This is a genomic window from Streptomyces albus subsp. albus (assembly GCF_000719865.1).
Classification (GTDB): domain Bacteria; phylum Actinomycetota; class Actinomycetes; order Streptomycetales; family Streptomycetaceae; genus Streptomyces; species Streptomyces albus_E.
Genome location: NZ_JOID01000010.1, coordinates 110,027 through 127,093 on the forward strand (window position 1 = coordinate 110,027; position 17,067 = coordinate 127,093).

14 protein-coding genes are annotated in these 17,067 nt (G+C 73.7%); 4 read left to right on the forward strand and 10 right to left on the reverse strand.

Annotated features, from left to right (window positions below):
* The first annotated feature begins 69 nt into the window (after positions 1-69).
* A complete protein-coding gene (locus IF83_RS0112545; protein WP_078843413.1) occupies positions 70-1,014 on the forward strand; it encodes a sirohydrochlorin chelatase in 945 nt (314 codons plus the stop codon).
* Positions 1,015-1,192: 178 nt separating this feature from the next.
* Here IF83_RS0112545 and IF83_RS0112550 read toward each other — a convergent pair whose 3' ends face one another.
* On the reverse strand, positions 1,193-2,740 hold the full coding sequence (locus IF83_RS0112550; RefSeq protein WP_244177027.1) for an FUSC family protein: 1,548 nt from the start codon (positions 2,738-2,740) through the stop codon (positions 1,193-1,195).
* Between the two features lie 252 nt (positions 2,741-2,992).
* Here IF83_RS0112550 and IF83_RS0112555 point away from each other — a divergent pair, with 252 nt between their 5' ends.
* Positions 2,993-3,493, forward strand: a complete 501-nt coding sequence (locus tag IF83_RS0112555; RefSeq protein ID WP_030544210.1) for an Lrp/AsnC family transcriptional regulator — start codon at positions 2,993-2,995, stop codon at positions 3,491-3,493.
* A gap of 178 nt (positions 3,494-3,671) precedes the next feature.
* On the opposite strand, the gene IF83_RS0112560 is transcribed toward IF83_RS0112555, so the two are convergent.
* The 8 genes from IF83_RS0112560 to pgfA form a co-directional block, all read right to left on the reverse strand.
* Positions 3,672-3,893 carry a Trm112 family protein gene (locus IF83_RS0112560; RefSeq protein ID WP_030544211.1) on the reverse strand — a complete coding sequence of 74 codons (222 nt, stop codon included), beginning with the start codon at positions 3,891-3,893 and terminating at the stop codon, positions 3,672-3,674.
* The gene (locus IF83_RS30195) at positions 3,890-4,795 is read right to left on the reverse strand and encodes a DMT family transporter (RefSeq protein ID WP_051722703.1); all 906 of its coding nucleotides are present in this window, start codon (positions 4,793-4,795) and stop codon (positions 3,890-3,892) included. The genes IF83_RS0112560 and IF83_RS30195 overlap by 4 nt, the downstream gene beginning before the upstream one ends.
* Before the next feature lie 3 nt (positions 4,796-4,798).
* Complete coding sequence (locus IF83_RS0112570; protein WP_078843414.1) at positions 4,799-5,590, reverse strand: class I SAM-dependent methyltransferase; 792 nt, start codon at positions 5,588-5,590, stop codon at positions 4,799-4,801.
* Positions 5,587-7,191: a condensation protein gene (locus IF83_RS0112575; RefSeq protein WP_244177029.1), complete on the reverse strand. Its 1,605-nt coding sequence runs from the start codon at positions 7,189-7,191 to the stop codon at positions 5,587-5,589. The genes IF83_RS0112570 and IF83_RS0112575 overlap by 4 nt, the downstream gene beginning before the upstream one ends.
* Positions 7,188-11,459: an alpha-(1->3)-arabinofuranosyltransferase domain-containing protein gene (locus IF83_RS0112580; protein WP_030544214.1), complete on the reverse strand. Its 4,272-nt coding sequence runs from the start codon at positions 11,457-11,459 to the stop codon at positions 7,188-7,190. Before IF83_RS0112580 ends, IF83_RS0112575 begins: the two co-directional genes overlap by 4 nt.
* A 22-nt stretch (positions 11,460-11,481) precedes the next feature.
* Positions 11,482-12,231, reverse strand: coding sequence for a class I SAM-dependent methyltransferase (locus tag IF83_RS0112585; protein WP_030544215.1), 750 nt, complete (start codon positions 12,229-12,231; stop codon positions 11,482-11,484).
* 6 nt (positions 12,232-12,237) lie between these two features.
* The gene (locus IF83_RS0112590) at positions 12,238-13,449 is read right to left on the reverse strand and encodes a glycosyltransferase family 4 protein (protein ID WP_030544216.1); all 1,212 of its coding nucleotides are present in this window, start codon (positions 13,447-13,449) and stop codon (positions 12,238-12,240) included.
* Between the two features lie 233 nt (positions 13,450-13,682).
* Positions 13,683-14,714 (reverse strand): cell envelope lipid trafficking protein PgfA, encoded by a 1,032-nt coding sequence (gene pgfA / locus IF83_RS0112595; protein ID WP_051722704.1) that lies wholly within the window; start codon positions 14,712-14,714, stop codon positions 13,683-13,685.
* Between the two features lie 244 nt (positions 14,715-14,958).
* On the opposite strand from pgfA, the gene IF83_RS0112600 reads away from it, so the two are divergent.
* Both IF83_RS0112600 and IF83_RS0112605 read left to right on the forward strand, forming a co-directional pair.
* Entirely contained in the window at positions 14,959-15,138 is a 180-nt protein-coding gene (locus IF83_RS0112600) for a hypothetical protein (protein WP_030544218.1), read from the forward strand.
* 61 nt (positions 15,139-15,199) lie between these two features.
* Complete coding sequence (locus IF83_RS0112605; protein ID WP_030544219.1) at positions 15,200-16,414, forward strand: helix-turn-helix domain-containing protein; 1,215 nt, start codon at positions 15,200-15,202, stop codon at positions 16,412-16,414.
* 101 nt (positions 16,415-16,515) lie between these two features.
* On the opposite strand, the gene IF83_RS0112610 is transcribed toward IF83_RS0112605, so the two are convergent.
* Positions 16,516-16,938: a secondary thiamine-phosphate synthase enzyme YjbQ gene (locus IF83_RS0112610; RefSeq protein ID WP_030544220.1), complete on the reverse strand. Its 423-nt coding sequence runs from the start codon at positions 16,936-16,938 to the stop codon at positions 16,516-16,518.
* Positions 16,939-17,067 lie beyond the last annotated feature (129 nt).

Genomic DNA, 17,067 nt, shown 5'->3' on the forward strand with positions numbered 1-17,067 from the left:
CGGACGAAGGGTGCGCAGCCGCACCCTCCCCGAACACCAAAGCCCTCCAAAGGGTTAACATGCGGCGCCATGAGCACCCCCACAGGGCCCGCACCCGGCCTGCCCGTACGAATGCCGCGTCCCCGCCAGCCCGGTCGGCACCGGAAACCGGAGCCGCTGGCGGCGCCCGAGGGTGCCCCCGCGCTGGTGCTGGCGGTGCCCGGCACGCCCGACGCGGCCTCCCGCAGCCTCGCGGAAGAGGTCGTCAGCATCGCCCGGTCCGAACTGCCGGGCCTGCACGCCTACATCGGATACGTCGACGGCGGGGACGACGAGTTCCCCGCACTGTCGGCCGTGCTCACCCGGGCCGCGGCCGACCGTGCCGCCCGGCTCGCCCGCGCCACCGAGGCGGCCGAGGCCGCCGGGGCGGAGGCCGGACGGGCTCCGGTCCTCGGTGAGGACGCCCCCGACGCCGTCGTGGTGCCGCTGCTCGCGGGCCCCGACAGCGCGCTGACCCGGCGCATCCGGCAGGCCGTGATGGACAGCCGGACGTCCGCCGAGCTGACCGAGGCCCTCGGCCCGCACCCGCTCCTGGCGGAGGCCCTGCACGTGCGGCTTTCGGAGGCCGGGCTCGCCCGCGCCGACCGGGCACGGCTGTTCACCGTCGCCACGGCCGCCGACGGCATCATCCTCGCCACCGTCGGCGGTGAGGACGCCGTACAGGCGGCCGGCATCACCGGCATGCTCCTCGCCGCCCGTCTCGCGGTCCCGGTGCTCGCCGCCGCGCTGGACGTCGAGGGTTCCATCGCGAAGGCCGCCGAGGAGCTGCGGGGCGCCGGGGCGGCACAGCTCGCGCTGGCGCCGTACCTGATCGGGCCCGAGCTCCCCGAAGGGCTGCTGGAGGCGGCCGCCGCCGAGGCGGGCTGCGCCTCGGGCGAGTCGCTGGGCGCCTATCCGGCGATCGGCAAGCTGGTGCTCTCGCAGTACGCGGCGGTCCTGGGCATCACACCGCAGCAGGCGCAGCCCTTGCGCTGACCATCCGGGACACCGGGCGCCCCCACGCGGGCGGCGTCCCGGTCCCCGCACTCCGAGGGGCGGCGGCCGTACGACGGCCCCGCCCTTCTCCGTATTCGACGGCGCCGTGCGCCCTCCCGTGCCGAGCGCCTCACCACAGCCGCCCCGGGCCCGGGGCGGCGCCCCGGGTCTCAGCGGCTCACGAGGAGGCCAGCGGCGCGCGCGGGGAGCTCCGCAGGGGCGCGGCGAGGGAGACGAGTGCCGCCTCCAGGCCGTACAGGCAGGCGAGGACCCGTTCCGCGCCCGGGTGCGCGGGCAGCGGCTCCGCGGCGGCGGGCCCGGCGGCCGCCGGCGCCGTTCCGGGGGTGACGAGCGCGGCCACGGCGGCTTCCACCCGCCCGCAGGCGTCCGTCAGGCGGGTGTCGTGGGAGGCGTCCGGGTCGGCGGCGAGTTCGGTGAGGTCGTGCAGGCGCTCGGCGCACTCGTCGAGCAGGGCCACGATCCGGCGGGCCCGTTCCCGTCGCGCGGTGAACGGGTTGAGCGGGTGGAGGAGCGGGGCCACGGACACGCGCACCCGGGCGAGCAGCGGTCCGAGGGCGGCGGCGTGCGGCGCCGGGTCCGCGTCCGCGTCACCGGCGAGCCGGCGGGACGCCTCCGCCGTGCACTGCCGGACACACAGCAGGGAGCGCTGGATCCAGGCGTCCGTGGCGGCGTGGGTGGTGACGGGGAGGACGACGGCCACGGCCAGTGCGACGGCCACCGCGCCGGTCAGCGTCTCCGCGACCCGCAGGGCGAGCAGCGCCTCGTCCAGGACGCCGAGCAGCCCGTAGAGCAGACCGGCCATGACGGTCACGAAGAACATCATCCAGCTGTAGGACAGCGGTGCCGTGTAGAAGATGCCGAAGACGCAGACCGCCACGAGAACGGCGGTCGGCGCGGGCTCGCCCTGCAGCGGTACGGCGGTGAACAGCCCGGCGGCGACTCCCGCGACGGTGCCCACCACACGCCGCCAGCCGCGGACCAGGGTCTCGCCGCGCGAGGCCGTGTTGACGAAGATCCACCAGACGGTGCCCACCGCCCAGTACCACCGTTCCTGCGACAGCGCCTGGCCCGCGCCGAGCGCCAGTGCGCACGCCGCCGTGGCCTGGAGCGCCTGCCGGGTCGTGGGCCGGTCCAGGCCGCGTCCGGCCGGCGGTGCGGGCTGCGCGGGCTGGGGCGTGCGCCGTTCGACCGGCCAGGCGGCGAACCGTACGGCTCCCGAGACCACGACGGCCAGCAGCACGGCCGCGGACAGCTCCGGCAGCCGGCCCGGCACCGCGTCCAGGAACTGGACGGCGAAGAACATCATGAAGGCGAAGATCCCGAGCGCGTGCCCGCGCGGCCCCCAGCGGCGCGCGTAGACGCCGCCGAGGACGATCAGCAGGAACGCCGCGTCGCGGAGCACGGGCGTCTCCCGCAGGACGGTCGCCAGCGCGAGCACGGGCAGTCCCGCCGGCGGAAGCAGCGCGGTGGTGACGGCCTGCCGCCGCACCGAGGGGTCGGTCACCGTGAACAGCGTCAGCAGGGCGGCGAGGCCACCGGTGATCGCGGCCGGCAGCGGCAGTCCCGCGGCGAGGACCGCGGCGGTGGACAGGCCGACGCCGAGCACGGCACGCGCCGCGACCCGCAGCCGGTGCAGGCCCGGGTCGGGGGCGTGGAACAGGGCGCGGAGGGCCGGAAGGGCGGAGGTGGGTCCGGGTCGGGGCACGGCGGGGTCCTGCCTCCTCTGGTCGTCGTCGGCTGCGCCGGGGGCACGGGTGCCGCGGTGCGCGCACGGGCACGGAAAAGGCGCTGCGGGACCCGGAAGCGGCTTCTTTGCCGTCCGGCGCAGTCCATCGCAACGCCAGTTATGGGGATATGAAAGCACTCAGCCGACAGTTGGCTCAACCGAGCTGCCGAGCGCTATGCCATTGGTACAGTCCGTGGACGACCGTTCCGACCGGAAGGGGGCCGTTGGCCCATGCCGTCACCGAAGACCCCCGGTCCCGACGCGCTGGACGCGCGCATCCTCGGACTGCTGCTGGAGCAGCCCCGGACGAGTGTGCGCGAGTACGCCCGGATCCTCGGGGTGGCCCGCGGGACGCTCCAGGCCAGGCTGGAGCGGATGGAGCGGGACGGGGTGATCCGCGACGAGGGGCCCCGGCTGTCGTTCGCCGCGCTCGGCCACCCCGTGCTGGCCTTCGTGCACATCGAGGTCACGCAGGGGCACCTGGTGGACGTCGGCGACGCCCTGGCCGAGATTCCGGAGATCATCGAGGCGTTCTCCGTCACCGGCGGCGGGGACCTGCTGACCCGGGTGGTCGCCCGCGACAACGGCCATCTGGAGGACGTCATCCAGCGGCTGATCCGGCTCCCGGGCGTGGTGCGGACCCGCACGGACGTCGCGCTGCGCGAGCGGGTGCCGTACCGGGCGCGCCCGCTGGTGGAGTCGCTGCGCCCGTCCGCGGACGGCACCGGCTGAGCCCGGTCCCCCGCCCCGCGGCCCGGCCGCGGCCGGGCGTACGGCCACGGCGGCGGCGCACCGGGGTGCCCGGCCGCCTCCGCCCTCGACCGCCGCGACGGGCCGGCCCGCTCGTCGCACCACCACCCGGCACGCGTACGCCGGCACCGGAATCGTCGGGGCGTCGGGCTCTTACGGGTTACGAACCGCCGGAGTCGCGCAGTTCGGCGGCCACTGCCCCCGGTTCCTGCTCGACGAGGGGCTCGCCGGAGGAGGGGAGCAGGCGCGGGATGCCGTCGACGATCGGATAGCGGCGGCGCAGGCGCGGATTGCAGAGCGCGCCCCCGTCCTCGTCGAGGATCAGCGGCCCCTTGTCGAGCGGGCAGGCGAGGATCTTCAGCAGCGGGTTGTCGGGCTTCATGGCCGGGCTCCTCCGGAGGTGGTGGCGTCCGCGTCGTGTCGCGGCAGGGTGAGCAGGACCGTCAGGGCCAGCACGGTGCCGCCGAGACGCAGCAGCAGCCGCAACGGGTCGTCGGGCAGCGGCTCGTCGAAGGCGATCGTGCCGCTCACGATGGTGAACACGCAGGTCACCGTCGAGCACACCGGGACGATCAGTGACGCCCGGCAGCGCTGCAGGGCGGTCTGCGACAGCACCAGTCCGCTGAACCCCGTGAACAGCAGAAGGTACGGGTAGGGGGAGGCGAGCAGGGCGGGGACGGAGCCGAGGAGGTCCGAGGTGTCCAGGCGCCCGGAGACGCCCTTGATGGCGAGCGAGCTGACCCCGTAGAGCAGACCGACGGCCACCGCGTAGGCCACTCCCGTGGTCGGCTGCCGGTGGCGCCGGCGGGAGCGTCGTTCCGCGGCCCCGTACAGCAGCATCCCGGCCGCGAGTGTCGGCACGCACAGTGCCAGCAGGATGCCCGCGGGCGCGCTGCGGCTGATCTCCTCGCTGGTCCCGTACAGGGAGGCCACCACCATCACCAGCGCCAGACCGATGACTGTCACCGCACGCCGCTCACGGCCTGAGGGGCGCTCACCGAGCACCACCGACGAGAGCACCAGCAGGAGGACCAGTCCGGACAGGAACAGGCCCTGGGCGGCGGCGATCGGCAGGGTGCGGTAGACGGCCAACTGGGCGGCGAAACCCAGGGCCAGCGCCATGGCCCCGCAGATCCACAGGGGCCTGCCGGCCAGCAGGAGCAGGGCCCGGCCCGGCTGTGCGGCGCTCAGCGGCGGCATGCCGGCCAGCGCCCGCTTCTCCAGGACGAAGCCGGTGCTGTACAGGACGTTCGCCACCAGCGCGGCGGCCACACCCCACACCACGGGCTACACCTTTCTCGCATGCACGAGGAGGATGGAGGCGAGGGACGGCAGCCCGCAGGCCAGGCGGTCCAGCGGGCGGAGCAGGCGCGGCACGCCGTGGAACGGTGCACCGGCGACCTTCACCACCTCGAACCCCGACGCCGCCACGAACTCGCGCAGCGCGCGCGCCGTGTACAGCCGCAGATGGCCCACCACCTCGCTGCCCGGCCTGCCGTGGATGCGGCGCAGGCTCACCTCCGAGAACACCGGCTGGACTCCGGCGAGCAGCAGCCCGCGGTTGTACCAGGCGGCGAGGTTCGGGGTGGAGAGCATCAGATGGCCCCCGGGGCGCAGCACCCGGCGCAGTTCGTCGAGGGCGCTGTCGGGGTCGACGAGATGCTCGACGACCTCGCTGAACAGCACGGCGTCGGCGCTTCCGGAGGCGAAGGGCAGCCCGCTGCCGGTCAGCTCGCCGCGGACGACGTGGCTCAAGCGCGGCGCCGCCCGGCGCAGCGCGTCCTGCGACCAGTCGACCCCCACGATGCGGTGCCCGTCCAGTACGCGGGCGGCGATCGCGCCCGCCGAGCCGTCCCCGCAGCCCACGTCGAGCACGGTCGCGGCCGGGCGGCCGGGCCCCGCGGGCCCGAGCGCACCGGCCAGCATCCGGGCCTGGCGCAGTGTCCGGGCTTCCCCGGAGGCGACGGGAACGGCGGGGTTCTCGTAGAAGTCCCGCAGCCCCGGGGCGGGCGTCGGCGGTGAGGACACCGGCGTTCCGGGCGAGGTCGTGGCGGCGGAGCCGGTGGGTGAGGGAGTCATGACGGCCTCTTGTGGTTCTCCCGGGCGGAGCAGGCTCCGCCCGGTGTCGGATCCGGACGCGGTGCGCCGCGGCCGTACGGCTCGCCGCGCGCCCCGGCGTCCGGAGCGGTGGCACTCGAAGCGGTGGCACCCGGTTCCGGAGCGTCGGCTTCCGGCCCGGACTCCTCAGCGTCCGAACGGGACTGGGCGGCCTCTGACACCACCGAGAGAGACCGCACGAACAAGTCGGCCAGGTGCGCGCCCGCCGCGTCGTCGAGCAGCGCCCGCGACCAGCGCAGCGTCACGTGCAGCCGCCCGCCGGTGGAAGCCGCCGCAACACTCAGGCCGCGCGGCATGCGCGCCGGTGCGGAGAACCACACGGCTGTCGCCCGGCCCGCGTCGCCGAAGTCCAGGGCGTACGGCACGCGGCCGATGTTGGTGACCAGCACCGTCGACGTCCAGGGCGCCGCCGCGCGCCGCGCGCCGCGGGTGAGCACGCCCCGGATCCCGACCGGCAGCACCCGTGCGGTCAACAGGCTCGCCCCGGGCCCCAGTGGCGCACCGTGGGAGGACGTGAGCGCGCGGGTGCGCCCGGCGGTGGCACGCAGCAACCGGACCACGGCGGCGGGGTCCGGCCGCTCCCCGAGCAGCAGGTCCGTGTCGCGCGGGTCCTCGGGGGTCATGGCCACTTCGACGAGCCGGGTTCCATTCCCCATCGGCATCTCCCTGCCGCGCGGGCGGTCGTCGACGGGCATGCTGATCCGCACCGGACCGGCAGGCCGCCCCCGCGCGACGTTCCAGCGGCCCACCATCAGGGACGCGGCGACCAGCAGGTGGTCGTTGACGGTCCAGGGAGGGAGACCTCCGGCCGGCGCCGCACGCCGCGGAACGGGCAATTCCGCTTGCAGCATGCCGTTGCCGACGGCGCCGGCGCGCACCGGCTCCGGGCGGGAGTCCGGCGCTACCCGTACGGGCCGCGCGCATGCCGAGCGGCCCGTACCGCCGGCCGCGCCCGGTGCCGGACCGGAGCGGCCCGGCCGGAGCCGACCGGGGACCGGAGGAGCGGCCACGCCGCCGTACTGTTCGGCGATCGTGGCGAGCACCCTCAGCCCCGAGGGGCCGTCGAGAGCCGTGTGATGCAACGTCAGCAGCAACACGGTCCGGGTCCGCGCGGACCCGCCGCCCGCCGACGGCTCACCGGCGGCCGATTCCCCGTCCATCTCGACGACTTCCAGGCGCATGGGCGGCGACAGGGTGAGCGGCGGGCATTCCTTCAGGGCCCGGGCCCGGGCCTGCGCCAACGCGTCGGGTCCCCGTCCCGCGAAGCTCACTTGGTCGCGGTCCGGTTCGCCGGTCAGCTCCCACGCGAAGGTCCGCCGGTGCCGGCGCCCGGGCACTTCCCGCATCAGCACCCTCGGGTGCGTCAGCAGCGCCTGCCGGAACGCGGTCCGCAGCCGTTCCGGGTCCAGCCGCCCGGGCAGGTGGATCTCGATGTGCACGGTCTCCGGTTCGTCGTCGCTGAGGCAGTGCCGCGAGACCTCATCGGCGGTCGGAAAGGGGATCCGGACCCCGCCGGGAGGGGTCGTGGCCCCCCTCCCGGCGGTGGTCCATGGCGAGATCACGCGGGGCCACCGCCTCCCGGCTGCCAACGGGGCGGCTCCGGCCGGTCCCCGCCACCGGGGCCTCCCAGCCGGGCCGTGACCACCGGTCCGGCTTCCGGCGCGTCGCGGCCGTCGTCCTCCCTTTCACTTCCGGCAGCCGCGGACGCCGGGCTGCCCGCCGTCACCAGGGCGGCGGACAGCGCCACCAGCGCCAGCACCTGCGCGAGGCCGCTGAACGCGCCCTGCCCGGAGGCGATCGGCTCTCCGGCGCCGAGGGCCGCGACCAGGCCGGCTCCGGCCATCGCCGCCGCCGCGGTCGGCACCAGAACGGCCGGCCGGAACCGCGCCGCCACGGCGAGCACGGGCACCACCAGGGCCAGCGGACCCGCCGCCACCGCGACGACCGCGGTCAGCGCCAGCGTCCCGAGCACCATCCCGGGAGCCGCCGGCTCGGGCAGCCGCTCGTCGGTCCCGCCGGCGTTGCGCCTGCGGCCCACGAAGGCCAGGGCGACGAGCGCGAGGAGCGCGATCGCACCGCCGGCCAGGGCCGCCCGGTACGTGCCCGTGGGCTCGTACTCCAGGTTCACCGTGCCGGACGCCCCGGCCGGGACCACCCAGGCCTGCTGCCAGCCGTCGAGACGCACCGACTCCAGCTCCGTGCCGTCCAGGGTGGCCTTCCAGCCGTCGTTGGCGTTCTCGTAGGTCTGCAGGTACGCGGCCTCGCCGGAACCGGCCGACACGGAGACGGTCCGGCTGTCGTCAGTCCAGTCGGTGACGGTGGCCTCGCGGCCCGCCGCTCCCGTCATCTTCTGCGGAGTGCCCCGGGTCAGCGTGACGTCGGTGATCGCCAGCGGACCGGCGTCACCCGCCTCCACCGCGTGTTCGCCGGGCGGAAGCTCCAGGGTGCCGTCCTTCTCCTCCCCCGCGCAGAGTTCGACGGTGACGGGACGCCGCTCGGTGAGGTCCCGGACGGCTCCGGAGGCCTTCGTCTTGTGCAGGACACCGCCCACCGCGAGGTCCGGGCCCTCACCGCACGCCAGCGAGAAGCGCGCGGACGGCTTCGGACGCGGCACCCGCAGATCGGCCAGTGCGGGAACGTGCACCTCGCTCAGCCCGACCGGCAGCTGCAACTGCGCGTCCGCCACCGGATTGTGGACGGTGAGCGGGGCGACCCGGTTGATGGCGATGTCGAGCCGGTCCGTCTCGATCTCCGGGAAGCGGACCCGCCCGTTCTCGTCCACGTCGGCCGTCGCGGCGCCGTCCGGGGAGCTGATCATCACCTGCTCCGGCCGGGTGGACACCCCGCCCGCCGGTGCGAGGATGATCTCGTCGATCTTCTCCTTCCCGGGCCAGCTCAGGTGGACGACCGGCCGGTCACCCGCGATCCAGGCGGTCGTCAGATCACCGTCGACCAGGTTGCGGGCACCGAGTGACATGCCGTTGCGGCTGGTGGAGTCCACGGAGGCCGTCACCCGCTTCTTCGGTCCCGGAGCCGAGCGGTCGAGCAGTTCGTCCAACGGGCCCCCGGGTACGGCGACGGCTCGCGCAGACACCGCGTACTCGCCCGTTTCCTTGGTGCTGAACTGCCGGTGCAGTCCCACCTCGGCCGACGCCGGCGACAAGCCGCCCGCGTCCGTGCCGCGGTGCAGGGAGTACACGCTCGCCGCCGCGTCCGTGCGTTCCGCGTCGGCGGGCAGCACCAGCATGCGCGTCACCTGCACATCCGGGATCGACACCTCGGAGAAGCCGGCCCCGGACAGGCCCGGCCGCGCCTGTTGCGCGGCGACGATGCTGATCTTCATCCACGAGGCCTCGCCGGCGGGCGCCTTGACGGTCTGCGGTGCGCCGTTCGTCTGCAGCGGGCTCTCGGCCGCACCGCGGTCGGTCTCGATCCGCACCCGCGTGGGCGCCGCGCGCATGCCGTCGCCCGGCAGGGGCGTCAGCTGGATGGAGGCGGGGATGTCGGTCGGCCGGGAGAAGTCCACCTTGAGCCACTGTCCGGCCGGCTCACCCGGGCTGCCCTCGGCCCACGCGGTGTCCGGGTTGCCGTCGAAGGCGTTCACCGGGTCGTACTGCGGCAGGTGGAACAGCCAGTTGCCACTGCTGGACGCCGTCACGGACTCGGCGCCGCGCAGCTCCGCGGTCGTCTGGTGCCCGGTGCCCTCCGACGGCAGGATCTGCTTGGGCTTCTCGCCCGGGTTCTGCAGGCTGCCGGAGTGATTGCGCTCGTCCGCGGTGTACGTGTACGAGGTGTTGTTGTTGACCAGGCCGAACCGGGTGTCGGCCCGGCGCAGCCCGTCCGCTACCGCCTTCACCGGTGCGGTGACGTCCTGGGGAAGACCGTCCCCGGCCAGAACGGCCGGCCGGTCGGTCATCGAGGGATCGGCGGACAGCTGGAGCAGCGCCTCGGGTCCGCCGCTGACCACGGCCGTGTCGGCCACGGCCGACACACCGACCCTGCCGGGCCGCTGGTCGCGGTCCTGCGGCTGATAGATCTCCACGGCCCGGAGCCGCGGATAGAGCCCCTGCACCTGGAGCGGGGTGTCGGCGGCGATGCGCCCGCCGGTCACCAGCGGGCCGAACGCGGCGACCTTGCGGTAGCCGGACGACTCCAGGGTCCGCTTCACCGTCTGCGGCGGGACGTAACCGATCTGGTCGGGGTCGAGGTCGTTGCGGACGACCACCTCGTGCATGCCGGCCCGTGCCAGGTACGCCTGAAGGCCCGGAACCTCGGTGCCGGACAGCAGCGCCTGCTCGACGGCGTCCGTCATGCGACGCGCGCCGGGCGTACCGAAGGGGACGAAGTCCCGCTGCGCCCACGGGGTTTCGGCCAGTACGTCGAACGGCTGGTCGATGGGGGATCCCCAGGTGTAGATGCCGTGCGCCGTCGCCGGTACGACCAGCGCCCGGCTCCTCGAGGCGTTCTCCTCGAGCCAGCCGGCGGCCTTCTCCCAGTGGGTGGGCAGCTTGGTGAACGCCCCGGGCTGCAAGATCGAGCCATTGACGTACGGCAGGGCCAGACCGGGCAGGACCAGCACCGCCGCGACCGCGGGCGCCCAGCGGCGGCCGGGACGTGTGCGGGGGCTTCCGCTCGCGGACAGTACGGCCGTCAGGTGGGCCAGTCCGAGGGCGAGCGCGAGGGCCAGTCCCGGCTGGAACTTGTAGATGTTGCGGAACGGCTTCAGCGCCCCGTTCAACCAGTCCTGGACGACACCGTGGAACGGACCGCCGAAGGCGCCGCCGTAGCCGGCGAGCGTGATCAGGGCGACGGCCAGGACGGTCAGCAGCAGCCAGCGGCGCTCCGGCAGGTCCCGGCGGGCCAGGCCCGCCAGCCCCAGCGCCGCGGCGAACGCCGAACCGAGGATGGTGACGACGGAGGCCGCGACGGTCCAGCCGGCCGGCAGCCATGCCTCACCGAAGTGCAGATAGGCCACCCAGTTGCCGGCGCCGCGCAGCAGTTCGGTCGCGGACATGGTGGCGGTGGTGGTGTCCGCCTGCTCGACGTACGGCATGAAGTTCTCGCCGTGGACGGCGAACAGGAGCAGCGGCACCACCCACCACACGGTGGCCAGCACGACGCCCGGTATCCACCAGCCCAGCAGCGCGCGCCGGCGCCGGCCGGCCGGGCGGCTGAGCAGGTACAGGCCCACGGGCAGCAGCGCGGCCAGCGTCGAGGCGGCGTTCACCCCGCCCATGAAGGGGATCAGCAGGGCCGAACGTGCCGCGGCGATCCGGGGGCTCAGCGTCGCGGAGGTCAGCGGCAGCAGCACCCAGGGCAGCAGGGCACCGGGCAGCGCGGCGGCGGAGGTCGATCCGATGACGATCGTGAAGGTGGGCCACAGCGCGTACACCACCGCCCCGAGGAGCCGGGTCGCGGGGGTGCCCACGCGCAGCCGTTCGGCGAGCCTGAGGGCGCCCCAGAAGGCGGCGGTCACGATGACCGACAGCCAGAGCCGCTCGGCCAGCCACACCGGCACCTGCAGGAGGTCCATGAAGGCGTAGTAGGGGAGCGCCGGGAAGGCGTAGCCGATGTACTGGTTGGCTATTCCGCCGAGGCCCACATTGCCGTTCCACAGCGAACCGAGGTCGCCGATGAAGCGCTGGGGATCGAGGGCGACGCCGAGTTTGGTCTCGAACGTCATCTTCCCCGGGGACACCGCGAGGAAGCACACCAGCACAACGGCCCAGAAGCCGAACAGCAGGCGTCGTCCGCGCGGGGCCTCCGACGCCCCGGACGGCGTCGGGCCGGGCTGCGGCGCCCGGGTGGGCGCCTGGACCGTAGTGGTCATGACCATTCCTCGCTTCGCTTGCTCATGGGCTTCGCCGGAGAATCAGCAGCAGATTCCAGGTGGCAATCTCGCGGAGTCCCGGAACCCGGGTGATCGTGCTCGCGAGGAACGGCCAGTAGCGGGACCGCGCCGTCATGATCTGCACGTCGTCGCGGCCGCGGATGTGCCGCAGGGTGGGACCGATGTGGACGGGGAACAGGTTCTCGCCGACGGTGTGTTTGGCCTTCCGGCCGGTGCGCCGTTCGTAGCGGGCCCGGGCCCGGTCGGCCCCGAGGTAGTGCCACGGCGCGCTCTCGTGACCTCCCCAGGGGGAGAGCCAGTTGGTGAACGACAGGTAGATCAGTCCGCCGGGACGGGTGACCCGCGCCATCTCGCTGATGAACGTCTGCGGGTCCGACACGTGCTCCAGCACATTGGACGAGAAGCACACGTCGGCCGCACCGTCGGCGAGCGGCAGCAGATAGCCGTCGGCGAGCACCGCGTCCTCGGTGACCCGGCCCCGGGCGCTCAGCTCCCGCAGGTCGGGCTCGAAGAGGTAGCTCTGGGCGCCGCGGCGGCGGAACTCCTCGGTGAAGTGGCCGCTGCTGCCGCCGATGTCGACGACGATCTTGCCGGGCAGGTCGATGTGACGCGCCACCTGTGCGACCGAGTCACGGGCCAGCAGGGTGTAGCACCGTTCGGGATCGCTCTGTTCGCGCAGGAACGCCCGGAAGAGGGCCGCCGATCGCTTCAGCGACGGATCCTTGAAGGGACGTTCGGTGATCTCGGACATGGCCACTCATCTGCCCCGTCCCGGGGCGGCGGCCGCCACCGCCTCGGCGGCGACCGCCTGGAACTGACGGACCGTCGCGCTCCAGCGGAAGCGCTTGGCGCGATGCGCGGCGGCACGTCCCATGGCCGCGCGCCGGTCGGCGCTGAGGGACAGGGCGCACCACGCGGCGGCGAACGAACTCTCGCCCCGGGCCAGCACCCCGGTCTCCCCGTCCTCGACGGAGTCGCACAGGCCGGGTATGTCGAAACCGATCGCGGGGGTGCCCCGCGCGGCCGCCTCGGTCACGACCAGCCCCCACCCCTCGACGAGGGAGGGGTGCAGCAGCAGCCACGCCTCGCACATCAGCCGGTGCTTCTCGGTCTCCGACACCCGCCCGGCGAACGTCACGCCGGGGCCGGCCATGGCCTCCAGCCGCTCCCGTTCGGGGCCGTCGCCCACGATGACGAGCCGGCCGCCGGTGACGGGGCGGACCCGCTCCCACAGCCGGAGGAGCAGGTCGATGCGCTTGTACTCCACCAGCCGGCCCACGGCCAGGAACAGCGGTTCCTTCGCCTCGGGCAGCAGCGGACCGGGGTCCTCGACGCCGTTGTTGACGATCCGGATGCGGTCCGCGGCCACGCCGATGCCGCGCAGCTCGGAGGCGGTCGACTCGGAGACGGCCACCATCAGGTTGCCGCGGTGGGTGCCGGCCAGCGCCCAGTGCTCCAGCCTGCGGCCGAGCCGGGCCGCCGGCCCCGGATAGCGCATCTGCCACAGATCGGTGTGCACATGATTGACCAGGCACAACGTCGGTCCGCGGTGCCACAGCGGCGCCAGGTACGGCATGCCGTTGCACACCTCGACCAGCAGGTCGCAGTCGCCGACCTCGCGGGCGAAGGTCGTCCTGGCGCGCAGGAAGTGGCCCGCGTCGCCACCCGCGGAGACCACCCGGTAGTCGCGTTCGGCGGCCGGGCCGCCGCACACGAGCGTGACCTCGTGGCCGCCGGCGGTCAGACCGCCGGCGATCCGGTCGATGAGCAGTTCCGAGCCGCCGGCGGACCGGTTGCCCAGGTCACGGCGGGCGAGGAAGGTGATCCGGCGCGGCAGTGGCGCCGTGGCGGACGCGATGTGCGGGCCGGCGGCGTGCGAGTCGGTGACTCGGCTGCCGGTGGGGGCTTGGGCGGGGACGGAAACGGTGTTTTTCCGACCTGGGTCCAGAGCGGACGTGCGCTGGGGCATAGGGGTGCTCCAACTCGGCGGCTGCGGGGGCAGACGGGTGAGGGATGGCCGGGCTTCCGGGGGTGAAGCGCTGGGCTGGCTCGGTGTGCGGATACTGCGGCTGGTGCGGGTACTGCGGCACTGCGGGCACTGCGGTGCCGGACCCGGTGGTGCGGTTGATCCGCCCGCACCGGGCGGTGGCGTCTCCTGGGGTGGGACTCAGACGGCAGACACTGGATTACTCGGGGGTAACGTCAGTGTTGGTTCAAGCCACTCGTTCCGGCTACGTTCGCCGGTGACAAATTCGAGCTGTTCGACAACCCGTTTTCATCACTTTCCGAGTGTTCCGGCCGCCGGCGGCCGCGGATCACCAGCACAGCGCCGACGGCGGTGAGCAGACCGCCCGCGATCCCGCCCCCGAGCGGCGCGGTCTCGCCGAGCAGCTTCAGCCGGCCGCTGTCCTCGGAGGCGAGCTTCACCTGCTCGCGCCGGGTCGCCTCGGTGAACTCCAGCCGCTTGCTGGCGAGCAGGGTGACCACGTCCTTCTCCGAATCCGGGGCCCGCAGCGTCTTCGTCGGCGCGATCGCCGCGTTCATGATCCGGCCCGTGCGCGGTTCCACGATCAGCTCGATCCCCGCGTTGGAGTACCACTCCTCGGCCAGCACCTGACCCGACTTCGGCCGGTCCACCAGCACGCCGGGCACCTGCCGGGTGCCGGTCTTGACGGCCTCGACGGTGCCGGTGAAGCGGTAGCCCTCGTGCCCGTCGATCTCGGTGCTCTCCTCGAACTTCAGCGGCACGGTGGCACCCAGGGTGCTGTCCCACCAGATGTAGGTGCGCTTCTCGACGTCGAACGGGAACTTCAGGTACGCCTCGCCCTCGAACGTGGGCTTCTCCTCGCAGCAGTGCACGGGCAGGTTCGTCCGGCGGTCGGTCACCCAGCGTTCGGTGGTCCACTGCAGGGATTTCCGCGGGTCGTCCAGCGGCAGCGTCTTCGGCGTGTCGATCTGCGTCGACACGTCCCAGACCGCGTTGCCGCTGCGCTCGCCGGCGGCTACGTCTCCCAGCACCCGGCGGGTGATCGTTATCGTCTGGTCGTCGACCGTGGTGACGGACCCGGTGTCGAAGTAGCTGCCCTTGCCCTGGAAGACCGTCGTGGTGTTCACATCGGTCGGCGTGCGCTTGGCACGCGGCTCCACGTACCAGGCGAGCAGGGGGGAGAGCACCAGCAGGAAAACTCCGGTGCCCAGCAGAATCAGGGACGGAAGTGAGGTTGAACGGCGCATGCGGATACTCCGATACGGGCGCGATATGCGGGAGGGCTCATGGGCTGTGCGAAAAGGAATCGCACACGCACGGATGTCGGCCCACCCGACGGCGAGAGTTACCTACCCCGGAGTAACAGTGCCTGTGAACGGCGAAATTATGCGGAGCTTGACCGCCTGTCAATGCGCTGCGCATACTGACCGCGCCGGACCGGGCCGGCGCGCTGGGTGACAGACCTCATCGACTGAGAGGCCGATCATCCTCATGTCCAGACTGCTCTCCGCCTTCCTGACCTGCGTCGTCGCCGCCCTTCTGGCCACAGGCGCCGCCTTCGGAATCGTCGCCGCCCTCGACGCCACACCCGAGCAGCAGAATGTGCCGCTCGTCACGTTCCCCGACCCGCCCGCCGACGGGACGTCCAGCACGGGCCCCGGTGCGGACTAGGTTGGAAAGCTGCAGGCCGGCCGACCGAGCGGCATGTGGACCGGACATCCAGGAGCGGACCGTGGAAGCGTCGTCAGCGTGGCACGACGTGCCGCGAGAGCGGATCCAGCGGTTCGCCGAGCGCGCCCTGGAGGAGATCCCCGAGCTGGCCCAGGACATTCTGGCCGCGATCCAACGGGAGTACCCGGGTCTGGTCTTCGTCCCCGACGAGTCCGGAGAGCCGAAAGCCCTGGTGGCGATCCGGCACGCACTGGAGCTCTTCGTGGAGCAGATGGCCTCGGGCTCGGACCGGCCGCGCGCCCTGCTGGAAATGTTCCAGGGCTTCGGGCGCGGCGAGGTCGCGCACGGGCGCAGTCTGGACTCCTTGCAGGGCATCTACCGGCTGGGCGTGCGCCTCTCCTGGCGGCGTATGGCGGAGATCGGCCAGCAGGTCGACATACCGCCCTCGGCCATGTACGAACTCGCCGAGTCCGCGTTCGAGTACCTTGACGTCATGGTGGCCCAGTCGGTACGCGGCTACGCCGAGGCCGTCGCCCGCCACGCCGGGGAGCGGCTGCGCCTGCAACGGCTTCTCGTCGATCTGCTGCTCACCGAGCACCGCACGGATCCGTCCGCCTTCCTCGCCGCCCGCGCGGCCGACGCGGGCTGGCACCTGCCGGAAAAGGTGGCGGTGGCCGTGCTGCTGCGCCCCGCCCTGGAGGCTGTCGCCCCAGCCGTGGGCGAGGAGGTGCTGCTCGACATGGAGGGTGAGCAGCCGCGCCTGGTCGTGCCGGATCCGGACGCCCCCGGACGCGCGGAGTTGCTGCACCGGGCGGTGGCCGGTTGGTCCGGCGCGATCGGCCCGTCGGTTCCCGTGGCGGAGGCCGTCACGTCGCTGCGCTGGGCGGAGACCGCCGTCGGGATGATCGAGCAGGGCCTGCTGCCGCGAGGGCGGCTCCTGCACTGCGGCGAGCACGTCGAAGCCCTGGTACTGCTCCCTGCCGGGGAGCTGATCGACGACCTGGCGCGGCGGCGGCTGGCGAAGCTGGACCGGTCCGTCGGCCCGGCGCACGCCCAGCGTCTCGCCGAGACCCTGCTGGCCTGGCTGGAAACGCGAGGAGGCGCCCCGGAGGTGGCCGCCCGGCTCGGAGTCCATCCGCAGACCGTGCGCTACCGGCTGAAGCAGCTCCGTGAGCTGTGGGGCGAGGATCTGGACGACCCGGACCGCCGCTTCGAACTGGAGCTGGTGCTCCGTGCCCGGCGGCTGCGCGGAGATCTCGTCCCCCCGCCCGACTGACCCCGGGGCGGCGCCGGCGGACCGCCCGGCGTCTCCCGCCCGGCCGCGGCAGGGCGCCGCGGCGTGAGGCGGGAGAACGGCCGGGCCCGGGGCGGTGCCGGTCAGCCCAGGAAACTCAACCGGACCTGACGCTCCGGGTTGTCCCTGTTGGTGTCGACCAGGCAGACCGACTGCCAGGTGCCCAGCTCCAGCCGCCCGCCGACCACCGGCAGCGTGGCGTGCGGCGGTACGAGAGCGGGGAGGACGTGGTCCCGGCCGTGCCCCGGGCTGCCGTGCCGGTGCCGCCAGCGGTCGTCCGCCGGCAGCAGGTCGTGCAGCGTGGCGAGCAGGTCGTCGTCGCTGCCCGCGCCGGTTTCCAGGATCGCGATCCCGGCGGTGGCGTGCGGCACGAAGATGTTGAGCAGACCGTCGCGCCCGGAGGCCGAGGTGCGCAGGAATTCCACGCAGGCCCCCGTCAGGTCGTGGACCGTCTCCGCGGAGCCGGTGGCGATGTCGATCGTGCGGGTCGTGAAGGCATCGGACATGCCACCATCCTGGCGGACCGGGCCCGGAGGGGCGGACTCCGGGGCCCCATGGCGTTGCCCGGGCCATGGTTCGAGCCATGGCGCGCCGGGGCACGGAGCGTGGAGGTGGCCGTCGCCGGCGCCGGACAG